Annotated in this window: 14 protein-coding genes and 1 tRNA gene; 8 read left to right on the forward strand and 7 right to left on the reverse strand. The window is 72.4% G+C overall.

The window, feature by feature from the left end; translation table 11 throughout:
• Positions 1–9: 9 nt before the first annotated feature.
• Complete coding sequence (locus ACFY0I_RS29800) at positions 10–1,350, forward strand: tetratricopeptide repeat protein (protein ID WP_388901626.1); 1,341 nt, start codon at positions 10–12, stop codon at positions 1,348–1,350.
• A complete protein-coding gene (locus ACFY0I_RS29805) occupies positions 1,347–3,050 on the forward strand; it encodes a sulfite exporter TauE/SafE family protein (RefSeq protein WP_388901627.1) in 1,704 nt (567 codons plus the stop codon). Before ACFY0I_RS29800 ends, ACFY0I_RS29805 begins: the two co-directional genes overlap by 4 nt.
• Positions 3,051–3,186: 136 nt before the next feature.
• Here ACFY0I_RS29805 and ACFY0I_RS29810 read toward each other — a convergent pair whose 3' ends face one another.
• The gene (locus tag ACFY0I_RS29810; protein ID WP_388901629.1) at positions 3,187–3,696 is read right to left on the reverse strand and encodes a DUF5994 family protein; all 510 of its coding nucleotides are present in this window, start codon (positions 3,694–3,696) and stop codon (positions 3,187–3,189) included.
• A gap of 290 nt (positions 3,697–3,986) precedes the next feature.
• Between ACFY0I_RS29810 and ACFY0I_RS29815 the strand changes: the two genes are divergently transcribed.
• The 4 genes from ACFY0I_RS29815 to ACFY0I_RS29830 all read left to right on the forward strand — a co-directional run bounded on the left by ACFY0I_RS29815 (position 3,987) and on the right by ACFY0I_RS29830 (position 5,460).
• Positions 3,987–4,583, forward strand: coding sequence for a DUF5994 family protein (locus ACFY0I_RS29815; RefSeq protein ID WP_388901631.1), 597 nt, complete (start codon positions 3,987–3,989; stop codon positions 4,581–4,583).
• A 5-nt stretch (positions 4,584–4,588) separates the two neighbouring features.
• Complete coding sequence (locus ACFY0I_RS29820; protein ID WP_388901632.1) at positions 4,589–4,777, forward strand: hypothetical protein; 189 nt, start codon at positions 4,589–4,591, stop codon at positions 4,775–4,777.
• A gap of 94 nt (positions 4,778–4,871) precedes the next feature.
• Positions 4,872–5,138, forward strand: a complete 267-nt coding sequence (locus tag ACFY0I_RS29825) for a hypothetical protein (RefSeq protein WP_388901634.1) — start codon at positions 4,872–4,874, stop codon at positions 5,136–5,138.
• A gap of 49 nt (positions 5,139–5,187) precedes the next feature.
• A complete protein-coding gene (locus tag ACFY0I_RS29830; RefSeq protein WP_388901635.1) occupies positions 5,188–5,460 on the forward strand; it encodes a hypothetical protein in 273 nt (90 codons plus the stop codon).
• A gap of 74 nt (positions 5,461–5,534) precedes the next feature.
• Here ACFY0I_RS29830 and ACFY0I_RS29835 read toward each other — a convergent pair whose 3' ends face one another.
• On the reverse strand, positions 5,535–5,678 hold the full coding sequence (locus ACFY0I_RS29835; protein ID WP_388901637.1) for a hypothetical protein: 144 nt from the start codon (positions 5,676–5,678) through the stop codon (positions 5,535–5,537).
• A 239-nt stretch (positions 5,679–5,917) separates the two neighbouring features.
• Between ACFY0I_RS29835 and ACFY0I_RS29840 the strand changes: the two genes are divergently transcribed.
• Positions 5,918–5,991: transfer RNA gene (locus ACFY0I_RS29840), tRNA-Met, on the forward strand.
• Positions 5,992–6,277: 286 nt separating this feature from the next.
• Here ACFY0I_RS29840 and ACFY0I_RS29845 read toward each other — a convergent pair.
• Complete coding sequence (locus tag ACFY0I_RS29845) at positions 6,278–6,661, reverse strand: YciI family protein (protein ID WP_388901639.1); 384 nt, start codon at positions 6,659–6,661, stop codon at positions 6,278–6,280.
• Positions 6,662–7,420: 759 nt separating this feature from the next.
• Here ACFY0I_RS29845 and ACFY0I_RS29850 point away from each other — a divergent pair.
• The gene (locus ACFY0I_RS29850) at positions 7,421–8,632 is read left to right on the forward strand and encodes an FAD-dependent monooxygenase (protein ID WP_388901641.1); all 1,212 of its coding nucleotides are present in this window, start codon (positions 7,421–7,423) and stop codon (positions 8,630–8,632) included.
• Between the two features lie 79 nt (positions 8,633–8,711).
• Here ACFY0I_RS29850 and ACFY0I_RS29855 read toward each other — a convergent pair whose 3' ends face one another.
• The 4 genes from ACFY0I_RS29855 to ACFY0I_RS29870 all read right to left on the reverse strand — a co-directional run bounded on the left by ACFY0I_RS29855 (position 8,712) and on the right by ACFY0I_RS29870 (position 12,464).
• Positions 8,712–9,593, reverse strand: coding sequence for an NmrA family NAD(P)-binding protein (locus ACFY0I_RS29855; protein WP_388901642.1), 882 nt, complete (start codon positions 9,591–9,593; stop codon positions 8,712–8,714).
• A 154-nt stretch (positions 9,594–9,747) separates the two neighbouring features.
• Positions 9,748–10,248 carry a hypothetical protein gene (locus tag ACFY0I_RS29860; protein ID WP_388901644.1) on the reverse strand — a complete coding sequence of 167 codons (501 nt, stop codon included), beginning with the start codon at positions 10,246–10,248 and terminating at the stop codon, positions 9,748–9,750.
• Between the two features lie 99 nt (positions 10,249–10,347).
• Positions 10,348–10,866: a MarR family winged helix-turn-helix transcriptional regulator gene (locus ACFY0I_RS29865; RefSeq protein ID WP_388901646.1), complete on the reverse strand. Its 519-nt coding sequence runs from the start codon at positions 10,864–10,866 to the stop codon at positions 10,348–10,350.
• Positions 10,867–10,898: 32 nt separating this feature from the next.
• Positions 10,899–12,464 carry a class I adenylate-forming enzyme family protein gene (locus tag ACFY0I_RS29870; RefSeq protein ID WP_388901647.1) on the reverse strand — a complete coding sequence of 522 codons (1,566 nt, stop codon included), beginning with the start codon at positions 12,462–12,464 and terminating at the stop codon, positions 10,899–10,901.
• Between the last annotated feature and the right edge of the window lie 15 nt (positions 12,465–12,479).

Raw genomic sequence — 12,479 nt, forward strand, 5'->3', positions numbered from 1 at the left:
GAGGATCCCGTGCACCGGCCCGAAGAGAAACCCGCCCGCGCGGTCCGCCGCGGACACCTGCGCACCACTGCCACCACGATCGCCTTGGGCGTCGTCATGTTCACCGTCGCCGCCGTCGGCCTCTCCCCGACCGGCTCCAGCACGCCGGACCCCTCTGCCGCTGTCCCGTCCGCGACCGGCCCGGAACGCGGGATCGAGGCGCTCCGCGAGCGCGTCAAGCGCCTGCCGAAGGACCCGGTCAGCTGGGCGGACCTCGGCATGGCCCTCGTACAGCAGGCCCGCACCTCGGCCGACCAGGCCACGTATGCCCAGGCGGAGATCGCCCTGCGCCGCTCCCTGGCGCTTCAGGCGACGGAGAACCTCCACGCGGAAATCGGCATGGGCGCCCTGGCCGCGGCCCGCCACCAGTTCCGGGACGCCCTCACCTGGGCGCGCAAGGCGGTGGCGACCAGCCCCGCCACCCCCGCGTCCTACGGGGTCCTGGCCGACGCCCACACACAGCTCGGCCGGTACAAGGAAGCGGAGGAAGCCGTCCAGAAGATGGCCGACCTGCGTCCGGACAGCTCCTCACTAGCCCGCGCCTCGTACACCTTCGAGCTCCGTGGTGACACCGGCCGGGCCAAGATCCTCATGGAACGCGCTCTGCGCGCGGCCGGCACACCCGGCGAGCGCGTCTTCGCCCATACCCACCTGTCATCCGTCGCTCTGGAAAGCGGCGATCCCGCGACCGCTCTGCGCCAGGCGCAAACGGGCCTGGCCATCGCGCCGCGCGACGCGGGCCTGCTGGAGGCCCGGGCCAAGGCGCGCGCCGCCACCGGCGACCGCGAGCAGGCGCTCGCCGACTACACCGCGGCCATCGTGACCGCCCCCCTGCCGCAGTACCTCCTCGGGCTCGGCGAACTCCAGCAGTCCCTCGGCCACGACGACCGGGCCCAGGTCCAGTACGCGGTCCTGCGCGCCCAGGAAACGCTCCGCCGGGCCACGGACACGCCCGCCGACGTCGACGCGATCCACTTCGAGGCGGACCACGGTGACCCCCGCCAGGCCGTGACCATGGCCGAAGCAGCCGTACGCGAGCGGCCCTTCATCGCGGTCCACGACGCCTACGCCTGGGCGCTGCACCGCGCCGGCCGTGACACCGAGGCCCTCGACCAGGCCGACGAAGCCCTCGTACTGGGTACGCGCAGCGCGCTCTTCCACTACCACCGCGGAGTCATCCACCAGGCCCTCGGCAACAGCTCGGCCGCCCGACGCGACCTTCGGCGGGCACTGGCCCTCGATCCCTCCTTCCACCCGCTGCACGCCCCCGCGGCGCGCGAAGCACTCCGGCGAATCGACGACACCCCATGAACCCCAGCACCCGCCGGCGCCTGACCGCCGTCCCGCTCGCAGCCGCCCTGCTCACCCCCCTCGCCCTCCTCACCTCAGCCCCGCCCGCTGCCGCGCACCCGCTGGGCAACTTCACCGTCAACTACGCGACCGGCCTGACCCTGCGCCCCCACGCGGTGGAGGCCGAGATCGTGGTCGACCGCGCCGAGATCGCCGCAGCACAAGAGCGCCCGCTCATCGACCAGGACCACAACGGTTCCCTCACCACCGACGAGCAGGGCGTCTACGCGGACGAGGCGTGCACCACGCTCACCGGGCAACTGGCCGCAGATGTGGACGGGGTGAGCCTCCGATGGAAGCGGGCCGCGGGCAAGCTGACCTTCCACCCGGGTGAGGCGGGGCTCAAGACCAGTCGCCTGACCTGCCGGCTCACCGCCGACGCACCCCTCACCTCACCATCGAAGATCCACATCGTCACGCACTACGACACCCGTCGCATCGGCTGGCACGAGATCACCGCCCGGGGTCAGGGCGTCACCCTCACCGGCTCGACCGTCCCGGCGACCTCCATCACCAACCAGCTGCGCCAATACCCGCAGGACCCGCTCGCCGACCCGCTCGACCAGCGCACGGCCGAACTGCGCACGGCGCCCGGGCAAGGGGCCGCGACCCGGATCGTGCCGCCCGGCCTACCCGGAGCGGGCCCCGTCACCGCCGCGCTGAACAAGGTCTCCGCCCTCTTCGACACCCTCGTCGGCAGCCGTGAACTGACCGTGCCCGTCGGCCTTCTGGCCCTGCTCCTCGCCGTGGTCCTCGGCGCCTCTCACGCGGCGCTGCCCGGGCACGGAAAGACGATCATGGCGGCCTACCTCGCCGGCCGGCGCGGAACCCCCCGTGACGCGATCACCGTCGGGGCCACCGTCACCCTCACCCACACCGCGGGCGTCCTCGCTCTCGGCCTGGCCCTCCCGCTGGCCACCCACCTGGCCGGGGAAACCGTCCTCACCTGGCTCGGCCTGACCAGCGGTCTCCTCGTCACCGCCATCGGCATCCAACTGCTGCACTCCGCCCTTCGCGGACGCCCCCTTCACCACGGCCACAGTCACGGCCATCACCACCACGGAGACGACGGGCACGGCCATCACCACCACGGAGACCACGGGCACGAAGGGGATCACGGGCACAGCCATGAGAAGCCGACCGGCCTGCCGTCCTCACGTCGAGCCCCGGACGGCGCGACGGCCGACGGCACCACCGTCGTCCTGACGAAAGCCGCCACCGCCCTCCCGCACGATCGTCATCAGCTCGGTGAAACCGACCACCACCACACCCACGACACCGACCACCACCACGACACCGACCACCACGACGACCACACGCACGCGCCGTCCCGCCGAAGGCGCTGGTCGCTGATCGGCGTCGGCATCGCCGGCGGCCTCGTCCCCAGCCCGTCGGCCCTGGTCGTCCTCCTCGGTGCCGTCGCCCTCGGCCGGACCGCCTTCGGAATCCTCCTCGTCATCGGCTACGGCCTCGGCATGGCCACCACCCTCACCCTCGCCGGACTCCTCCTCGTACGGCTGCGCGACCGCATCACCGCCCGCACCGCCGAACGGGCCTCCGCACGCCTGCGGTCGCTCGGGCGCGTCGGACCCGCCGCCACCTCAGCCCTGGTTCTCCTCGTCGGGCTCGGCCTCACCGCCCGCGCCATCACCGGATGGTGAGCGGGGCGCTACCCCGTGCTCGGAGGTCATGACGGGTCACCCCCCCCGCTGGGCGGTCGACAACTCGAACACCGCGTCCCCGACCTGCCGCATCGCAGAAATTCGCGGAGTGCAGCGGGCGGAGGGTGCTCGCCCTTCAGCGATCTCCCGGGTCGACGACGACCTGGCCCTCGGAAGGCTCGGGCGTGGTGGCGATGAGGAGTTGAGCGGCGTGGGTGATGTTGTCCGCGCGAACGGCGCGGGCCATCGCTTCGCGGGCGGCGTCGGCGGTGGTGTCCGGGGGAACCACCAGCAGGGCGAAGTGGTCATTGTGGCCGCGGGTGATGAGGATGGTGTCGTCGCCGACCGGGTCGGAGTCGAGGTGCACGACCTGGCCCTCGATGACGAGACGGGTGGGGAGGGCGTTCCAGGCGGAGGCGTCCACACCGACTCGGGTGATGGGCCCGAGGTGCTCGATCAGCACGTTGATCAGCGAGGGCAGCTCGGTTTCGATGGTGTGTGTGCGGGGCCACCACGCGCCGTCGAGGAGCCCTTCCCGGGACCTCGTCGTCTCCAGCCGCAGCAGGGCGGTGCCGGGTTTGATCGCCTGGTGGATCGCATCCGGTAGGAGCAGTGGGAGCCTGCGGGGTGTGCCGGAGTCAGCCATGTGGGTCCGCCCGTCCACGGGTGAGGCCGCTCCCGTGCATGCCGGCATCGGTGCCGGCATGCGACGTACGCGAGCCCGCCGTCGTTTCACGGTACTCCCGCCGTCCGCACCACCGCTCTCGTCAGCGCCCGCGCGGGAAAATACCTGGTCAAACCGTCCATAAAACATCGAACGGGCGTACAGTGAAGGCACCGGAAGTACTTCGCACACCGGCTTTCACGCGGGTGTCATTTCCGGCGATCGCCTAAAAGCCGGACTGCCGACGGGCAGTCCGGGGGCAGGTCCGCATCATGACCACGACCCTTGACCGGACCGCGCCCCGCGACCTCGCCGCAGAGCTCCCGGCCCGCTTCTCCCTCACCCCGAAGACCCTGCTCGCCGGCCGGCTGGACGGGGCCTGGTGGCCCCGCTCCCGCGACCTCGAGTCCGAACTCCCACCGCTCGCCGCCGCCCTCGAGGAACCCTGGGGCCGCGTCACCCGCGTCACCGTGAACCCCGCCCGCTGGCCCGTCGTACCGCACACGGTCGCCGTCGACGGGCGCACGTTGCACGTGGGGTGGTTCACCGAACAGGACCCCGACAAACTGATCCTGCTCTCCTACACCGTCGGTCGCTGGGACCTCCTCGTGATCCCGCCCGAGACCGAGCCCGCCGCCGCGGCCCGGCTGATGGCCGCCGCGGCCCGGCTGATGGCCGCCGCGGCGGTCCCGGGGAGCGTCCTGACCGCGGGCGTCCTCATGGCCAACGAAGCCACCATCGGGCGCGGCGTCCGCGACGCCCAACGCCAGGAAGCCGGCTGGGAGGGCGAGGGCGGGGCCTGCATGTCGCCCGTCGGGATCCCGATGGAGCGAAGCGGCCTGCCGCTGCTCGGGAACGGATGGAGTTGAGATCAGTGGAGACCGTCGTCCTCATCGCAGTGATCATCCTCGTGATCGGCATCGGCATGCGCCTGATCCACCTGCTCAACGCCCAGCACGACGCGCGGATCGAGGCATACCGCTTCAGTGATCCCCTGCCGAGACCTCCCGGCCTGCCGAACGACACCGGTCAAGGAGCCCATCGCACGGACGCCGACCGGTGACGCACGAACCTTCCTCCGACCGGGCGCACCGGGCGGGACGCCACGGCGTCCCGCCCCGTCGGCTCGCCGCCCACTCCGAAAGGGACCACGCCACGTGAAGCACATCGAGACCCCGCCTCCGTCGTCGCTCGGGCACGCCGAGGTCCGGATCATGGCCCGGACGCCCGAAGCCGCCCGAGCGGTCGCGCAGGCGCTGCGCCACTGCTTCGCCGGATCGGAACAGCGCAGCTATCCCGGCCCCGACGGTGGCACCCGCCTCCACCTCACCGTCGACACGGCGACGCCCGCGGGTCCCGACCGCTCCCGGCCGGTCGCCGGCCCGACCCCGGTGGGCGCCGTCGCCCACTCCGACGAGGTCTGAGAGCCGGACGGGCGCCAGAGCCTCCTCCCGCACATGAAAGGACCCGGTCATGGCCACACTGCGCGAGCGCAGGAGCTACCGCGCTCAGGTGCTCCGGGTCCTGTACGAAGCCGTCGAGGGCAACCGCCTCCTCGGCATCACCGGAGCACAGTTGCGGCGCGACCTCCATGTCCCGGAACAGGATCTGGCGGCAGCCTGCACCTACCTGGCGGGCGAAGGGCTGATCACCGTCGACTGGGAACCCGGCAACACCCCCGCGATGGTCACCCTCACCCACGAGGGAATCCGACACATGGAGACCGAGGAGGAAGAGCACGGCTGATGACCGGGAGGCTCCTGCCGCGCACCGGTCCGGCCGGGGCCGGGCGGGTCGGGTCGGGGCGACGGCCTCGCTCGTCAGTGCGCGGGTGCTCCGAACTCCGCGTGCTGCGTGTGGAACGCGTATTCCGCGTCGTCGTCCGAGGCCGGGGCCGAGAACACGATTCGGCGTGCTTCCGCCCGTGCTTGCGCGATGAGCAGTTCGAACTCTTCGTCGGTCATCGCGCTCACCTCCTGAAACTCTCTTGCACGGGTGATTCGTAGCGCGCGTGCCACGGGATTGGACCGGGGTGGCCCGTACCGGTCCCCGGCCCGCTTCGGGCGGGTGGGCGGGTCGATGCTCGGGCGCTGTTCGGACAGTCACCACCGGGGGCGGACCGCCGGTGGCCCCGGGGGCGGCGGGGCGGCGGGAAATTCTGGTGAAGGCCGGGCCGGCGGTGCCGTAGGGTGGGGTTCACCGACGCGGGGTGGAGCAGCTCGGTAGCTCGCTGGGCTCATAACCCAGAGGTCGCAGGTTCAAATCCTGTCCCCGCTACTGCTCACAAGGGCCCGGATCCTCAACAGGATCCGGGCCCTCGTGCTGACTGCCGCATGCCGGTGAACCGGTCAACCCGTAGCGGACCGAGGTCACCCCGGCGGCCGGGATCCTCGCCTTGGCGGACGACCTCGCCTGCCCCGAGAGGCGGAGCCCGGGCATCGGGAGGCGGAGCCCGGGCATCGGGAGGCGTCGATCTCCTTCAGCTGCTCGCGCCGTTCCGGGGGCGGAGCCGGAGTCGGGCTCCGGCGCACACGCTGCGGGCGGCCGGTCGGTTCTGCCGGGTTCAGGCCTGGGTCGGGTCGGCGGGGATGGGGTGTACTTCCACCGGATCGTTGCTGGGCTTGCCGCCGGCCCCGGGGCAGGCGGATGCGCGTGCGGCGATCTCCAGGGCGCGGTCCTCGCTCTTGACGTCGACGACCCAGTACCCGGCCAGGATGGGGCCCGCGTGGGCGGGTCCGTCGGTCACCTGAGGGCGCCCGTCGCTTCCGGCCCGTACCGTCTTGACCAGGGAGGGGCCGCCGAGGCCCTGGCCGTCCACCCACTCCCCGGCGGTGGTGAGGTCTTCGTTGAGTGCGTTCATGTGGGCGAACATGGCGTCCATGTCCTGCTCGGAGTATCCGGACATGATGGCGTCCCACTGATCGGCGGGCACGTTCATCTGGATCATGTACTTCATTTTCCTCACCCTTTCGGGGCGGCTGATGGGCGTCTTCGGGCTTGCATGGGGTTGGACCGTCGGGCGCGGCAGAACTCATCGGTGTCCCGGCACCGAATTGCCGCGGACCGGTGTACGCCGCTCGGCCCGGACCCGGGCCCCGACACCTCACCGGCCGGGACCCGGTGCAGGCGCGGCGGAGGGTGATGGCCCGTACCGGGCAGTCCAGCGGGTGGCCGCGTAGGCGATGACGTTCCCACAGGTCGGGCGTGTGCGGGCCGGAAGTCTGGCGTGTCGCCGCTGCTTTCCGGACCACCCGCTCGCACCCTGTCGGCTCCGTGTCGGGCGTCGGCCCGGGCGCCGGCTGTTCTTCAGGACGGGCGGACCGCGGGGGCCGGCCGGACGACGGCGCAGCAGGCGAGCCCGACCACGAGCATCAGCACCGGGAAGGCCAGGGCCGCACGGGTGGCGGTGGTGGCGGTGCTTCCGATGCCGGCCTGGAGGAGGACTCCGGTGGCGCGGTGGTGTCGTCATCGCCGCAGCCGGGCCGCCGGCCGTCACCCGCGGGCGTGATCCGAACAGCCGCACCCGGGGGCGACGCGACCGCGGCACGTGAGGGTCGGGCACCGGCCGCGGTCAGGGCGCGGAGGTGGCGCCGTGCGGGCGCTGCGGATGACCCCCCGCCGCGACTCCCCGCACCGGCACCCCGGGTGCACGCGGTCGGGAGGGTAGCCTCGGCCGACCGAACGACGAAAGCGGGTGGAGGCCCTCATGCGCACGCCCACCGTCCTGATCTCCGGAGCGAGCATCGCCGGCCCGGCGCTGGCCTGGTGGCTGAACGGCTACGGCTGGCGGACCACCGTCGTGGAACGCTTCGCCGAGCTCCGCGAGGACGGCCAGAACATCGACGTCCGCGGCGCGGGACGCGAGGTCGCCCGCCGCATGGGCATCGAGGACGCCGTCCGCGCCGCCTCGACCGGTGAGACGGGTACGGAGTTCGTCGACGCGGCCGGTATCCCGCTCGCCCGCTTCGCTGCCGGAACATCCGACTCCACAGGTGCGACCGCCGAGTTGGAAATCCTCCGGGGACAGCTGTCCCGGATCATCGTCGACCGCACCCGCGACCGGACCGAGTACGTCTTCGGCAACCGGATCGCGGCCCTCGACGAGGACGCCGACGGGGTCACGGTCACTTTCGCCGACGGCACGATCCGTACGTTCGACATCGTGGTCGTCGCCGAAGGCCTGCGCTCCCGGACCCGGTCCCTGGTCTTTCCGCATGTCGACGCGGTGCGCGAACTCGGCCTCTACGTCGCTTACCTCACCCTCGCCCGCAGGGACGACGACACCGACCTGTGGCGTTGGCACAGCGCCGGTCGCGGCCGCAGCATCACCCTGCGACCGGACAACCTCGGCACCGTCCGGGCCACATTCGCCTTCCTGTCGGACGTTCGGGGCCTCGACGAGCTCGATCGCGACGGCCGGACCACGATCCTTCGCCGCACCTTCGCCGACGTGGGCTGGGCCGCGCCCCGGATCCTCGCCGCCCTCGACGACGCCCCGCTCTACTTCGACGCCGTGGGCCAGGCCCGTATGCCGTCCTGGTCCTCGGGACGGGTGGCCCTGCTCGGGGACACGGCGTACTGCGCCTCCCCGATCAGCGGCATGAGCACGAGCCTGGCACTGACCGGCGCCTACGTACTCGCGGGTGAACTCGCCACCCATCCGCACCGCACGGCGTTCGCCCGCTACGAGGAGGTCATGCGCCCGTACGTGGACCGGGCGCAGAAGCTCCCGCCCGGCGCACCGCGCATCGCCAACCCGCGCAGCCGTGCCGGGCTCGCCGCCATGAACACCGTCCTGCGGATCGCCGGCAGTCCCGCCGCCGTGCGTCTGGGCGGCCTGGCGTCGAGGTTCTTCACCCCGCCGGCCGACGCGATCGACCTGCCGGTCTACCCGCCCGCCCTCGCCCCGTCGCCGTGACCCACCGGCCCCGGAGCGCGGGAACGGGAACGGCGGCACGCTCGGCGAGCGCCGAACCCGGTCGGCAACTCGCGCTCCCTCAGCTCCGACCGGGGCCGGCAGCGACCTCCTGACGGAAACGGGCCCGGTGTTCAGCGAGAAAGGCGTCGAGGGTGCGGGGCGGGCGGCCGAGGATGTCCCCGACGGTGCTCGTGGGGGTTTCGGGCCGGGCGACGGCGAGCCGCTGGATCTCCGTCACGTGCTCGGCGAGCCAGTCGGGCATGCGGGCGCGGTGCGCGAGGTGGTCACGCAACTCGTCGGGGGAGAGGTCGACGTACCGGATCCGACGGCCGGTCAGGATGCTCAGTCGTCGCGCGATGTCGGGATAGGAGACGGCTTCGGATCCGGTCAGGGTGTGGACGCCGCCGGCGATCTCGGGCCGGGTGAGGGCCGCCGCGGCGACGTCGGCTATGTCGCGGCAGTCGACGTGGTTGCAGGGGGCGTCGCCGGTCGTTCCGAGGATGAGGCCCTGACCGATGGTCGGAGCCAGGCGCAGGAGGTTCTGCATGAACGCGTACGGGCGCAGGACGGTGTGGGGGAGGCTTCGGGCGCGCAGGTGTTCCTCGACGGCGTGGTGTCCCCGGGAGACGGCCACGGGAGATTCGGGTTCGGCGGCGGGTGCGGAAACCTTGACGACGTGTCCGATGCCGGTGTCGGCGGCGACGTCGATGACGCGGGTTTCGAGTTCGACCTGTTCCGGACTGTTGGCCATGGCGAGGAAGAGCTGGTCCGCCCCCTTGAAGGCGGCGCGCAGGGATTGGGGGTCGGCGGCGTCGGCGTACCGGACGTCTACGGGCGGCCGGTGAGCGCCGCTCAGGCCGAGGACGGGCAGGTGCGGGGTACGGGTCAGTGCGCGGACGGGAATGCCGCGTGCGAGGAGACTGTGGAGCAGGGCGTTGCCGGTGGCTCCGGTCGCTCCCATGACGACGATCATCGTGTTCTCGTTCCTTGGTGACGTCCCGGCAGCGGGTCCCGCTGCCGGAGTGGACCTGGTCGGGGCGGGGTCGCGCGTGGTTCGGGGTCGCGGGGCCCACGGCCGGGGCGACTCGGCGCGGGTCCCGGGGTGGCGGGGTGCCCTACACCGAGGAAGCCGCCGCGGTGCGGCGCCAGCGCGGGGTGACGATGGTGGTGGCCAGGGCCGCGGAGAGCGGCAGATCGACGCGCAGGCGTTCCCACCACGGCGTGGCGGGGACAGGGGTGTGGGCGGGCAGCCACTGGGCGCCGAACCAGCCCAGCAGGGCCGCCGCGCCGGCAGCCGCGATGACGAGCACGGCGGTCAGGACGCCGCGCGGCACGGTGGTGGTCCACTTCCGAGGCCGCCCGCCGCGCCGCAACCAGTTGCCGATCAGGAACGCCACCACGGCGGAGGTTCCGGCGATGGAGGTGAAGGCGGCCACGGTCAGGTCCCGTTGCCCGGTGATGACCCCGGCGGTACCTGCCGTCAGTGCGGGGGCGGCATAGGCGGTCAGCACCTCGCGCCACAGGGCGAAGGGGCGGGAGGTCCGGGGCGGCCGGGGCGCTCTGGGCGGTCGGGAGTCGGCCGGCTTCCGGCCGGTCCGGTATTTCGCTGCGCGCATGCTGTCCTTCGTCTCGTTCTCGTCAAAATAATTAGCTGCCTAACTATCACGGCAAAAAAAGGGACCGCCCAAAGGGCGGGGCCCGTCGGCCCGATCGCCTCAATCGGCGACCAAGGCCTCGCTGCCGCGCACGACGCGGGAGAGCAGCTCCAGGAACACCATGCGCTCATCGAGGGAAAGTCCGCTCACCATCGCCTCCAATCGCCCGAAGTGCTCGGCCGCCATGTCGCGCAGCCGCTGTGCCCCCCGTGCGGTCAGGACGGCCACCGTGCCGCGACCGTCCTCCGTGGACGGCCTGCGGGCGATGAGGCCCTCGCGCTCAAGGCCGTCCAGCAGGCCGGTGATCGTGGCCCTGGTGACTCCGAGATCGGCCGCGAGGCTGGACGGGGACTTCTCCCCGTCGTGGTCCTCGAGATCGGCGAGCAGACGGTAGCGCCCGGTCGACAGTCCGAACCTGGCGAAGTGCGCCTCGGCCGCGCGGCCGACCCTCGCGCCCGCCGAGATCAGTCGCACCGCGACCAGCACGGCCTGTGGGTCGGCCTCCAGGCCGTAGTGCTCGACCTGTCGCCTGGCCTGGTCCAGCGTGGGCGTCTCTTCTGCGCCGCCGCGAGTCGTCATGGAAGTAATATGGTGGCTAATCATCCGACCTGTCAAGCGTCGACGTGCGGGGGTCGGCCCTTCCCGGCCGGTTCCGCGTCAAGGCCGTCACCGAGCCCGGTGTCCCCGGCCCGCTGTTCGGCCCGTTCCCGCAGGCGCCGTTTGTCCGGCTTCCCCTGGGCGGTCAGCGGGACCACCCGTACCCAGAACACCGCGGTGGGCCGGTGCGCGGGGGCCAGCGCCTTCTCCACCAGGTCACAGGCCTCGGCCGCGACGTCGGCGCCGGGCGCGCATCCCGGCGCCGGTACCAGGAAGGCGCACACCTCCCCGCCCGTGAGCTCGCTGTGCCGGCCCACGACCACGGCCTGTCCCACGGAGGGGTGGCGGGCGAGCGCGCCCTCGACGGGCAGGCAGTACACGTTGTCGCCGTCGACCATCACCACGTCGTCGACGCGGTCGTCGAGATGGAGGTAGCCGGCGGAGTCGAAGTGCCCCAGATCGCCGGTGCGCAGCCAGCCGTCCCTGATCACCTCCGCGCTCAGGTCGGGCCGGTTCCAGTAGCCGGCCATCATCGCCCCCGACCGGGTCCACACCTCACCCGTCCGACCGGGCGGCCGGAGCCCGCCGTGCTCGTCCCGTACCTGTACCTCCACCCCGGGCGCGGGACGACCGACGGACGCGAGCAACTCTGGCCTGCCGGCCAGCGCGGCATCGTGATCCGCAGGGGTCAACCGGCAGATCACGGCGGATTCGTTCGAGCCGTAGCCCTGTTGCCAGCGACCGCCCCAGCGGGTCACGGCCTGGGCCAGGCGTTCCGGGAGGATGGGCGACGCGCCGTAGGAGATCACCCTGAGCCCGGGTATCCCCTCGGCCGTCGCGGGGTCGTTCAGCAGGCGGTACACCATCGCCGGCATCAGGTACGTCGACACCGGACCCAGCCGCCGGCAGGCGGCCGCGAACTCCCGGGTTCCGAAGGTGGTGAGGATCTCCACGCGGCCTCCGGCCCGCAGTTCTTCCAGGCAACGCCCGCCGGACCGGTGGGCCAGCGACGTGACGGAGAGGAAGACGGTCCCGTCCCGCTCGCTTCGGCTCGCGCGACCGTCGATCCGGGTGGCCAGCGCACGGAACGTGGACGCCACGCCCTTGGGGAGACCGGTCGTACCGCCGGTGTAGGTCACCCGCGCGATGTCATCCTCCCGGGCCCGCACCGGGACGGGCTCCGCCGCACGAGCGGCCGCCGAGGCCAGCACCTCGCCCAGGGACACCCGGGCCGCCCCCGTGTCGGGCACCGGCGTGTCATGGACCACGAGGTCCGGGTCGCAGTCCCGCAGGACGAACTCCAGGCCGTAGGTGGCCGCGTCGGTGACCATCTGGGTCAGCCGCGCTCCCAGCACGTGCGCGGCCAACCGCACCAGCAGCACCTCGGGCCGGTTGCCGCCCGTCACGCAGGCCAGGCCCGAGCCCGGCCGCACTCCCGCGTCCGTCAGGGCACCCGCCAGTCGGTACACGTCGTTCAGTACCGCGGAGAAGTCCTTGACGTTGCGGCCGGCGCCGATCGCGGGCCGCCCCGCGTGCAGTTCGAATGCTTCCACCAGATCGGTGACGTACCGTGCGCCCATGGAGGCGAGGCTACA

This window comes from Streptomyces sp. NPDC001568 (assembly GCF_042893755.1).
GTDB lineage: Bacteria > Actinomycetota > Actinomycetes > Streptomycetales > Streptomycetaceae > Streptomyces.

What these genes read in the sequence shown, in the direction of transcription:
- ACFY0I_RS29815 (WP_388901631.1), top strand. Translation starts at nt 3,987, where the DNA reads ATGACCACGACCCTTGACCGGACCGCGCCCCGCGACCTCGCCGCAGAG.
- ACFY0I_RS29865 (WP_388901646.1), bottom strand. Translation starts at nt 10,866, where the DNA reads ATGACGACTCGCGGCGGCGCAGAAGAGACGCCCACGCTGGACCAGGCC.
- ACFY0I_RS29810 (WP_388901629.1), bottom strand. Translation starts at nt 3,696, where the DNA reads ATGGCTGACTCCGGCACACCCCGCAGGCTCCCACTGCTCCTACCGGAT.
- ACFY0I_RS29870 (WP_388901647.1), bottom strand. Translation starts at nt 12,464, where the DNA reads ATGGGCGCACGGTACGTCACCGATCTGGTGGAAGCATTCGAACTGCAC.
- ACFY0I_RS29855 (WP_388901642.1), bottom strand. Translation starts at nt 9,593, where the DNA reads ATGGGAGCGACCGGAGCCACCGGCAACGCCCTGCTCCACAGTCTCCTC.
- ACFY0I_RS29835 (WP_388901637.1), bottom strand. Translation starts at nt 5,678, where the DNA reads ATGACCGACGAAGAGTTCGAACTGCTCATCGCGCAAGCACGGGCGGAA.
- ACFY0I_RS29850 (WP_388901641.1), top strand. Translation starts at nt 7,421, where the DNA reads ATGCGCACGCCCACCGTCCTGATCTCCGGAGCGAGCATCGCCGGCCCG.
- ACFY0I_RS29845 (WP_388901639.1), bottom strand. Translation starts at nt 6,661, where the DNA reads ATGATCCAGATGAACGTGCCCGCCGATCAGTGGGACGCCATCATGTCC.
- ACFY0I_RS29830 (WP_388901635.1), top strand. Translation starts at nt 5,188, where the DNA reads ATGGCCACACTGCGCGAGCGCAGGAGCTACCGCGCTCAGGTGCTCCGG.
- ACFY0I_RS29805 (WP_388901627.1), top strand. Translation starts at nt 1,347, where the DNA reads ATGAACCCCAGCACCCGCCGGCGCCTGACCGCCGTCCCGCTCGCAGCC.
- ACFY0I_RS29860 (WP_388901644.1), bottom strand. Translation starts at nt 10,248, where the DNA reads ATGCGCGCAGCGAAATACCGGACCGGCCGGAAGCCGGCCGACTCCCGA.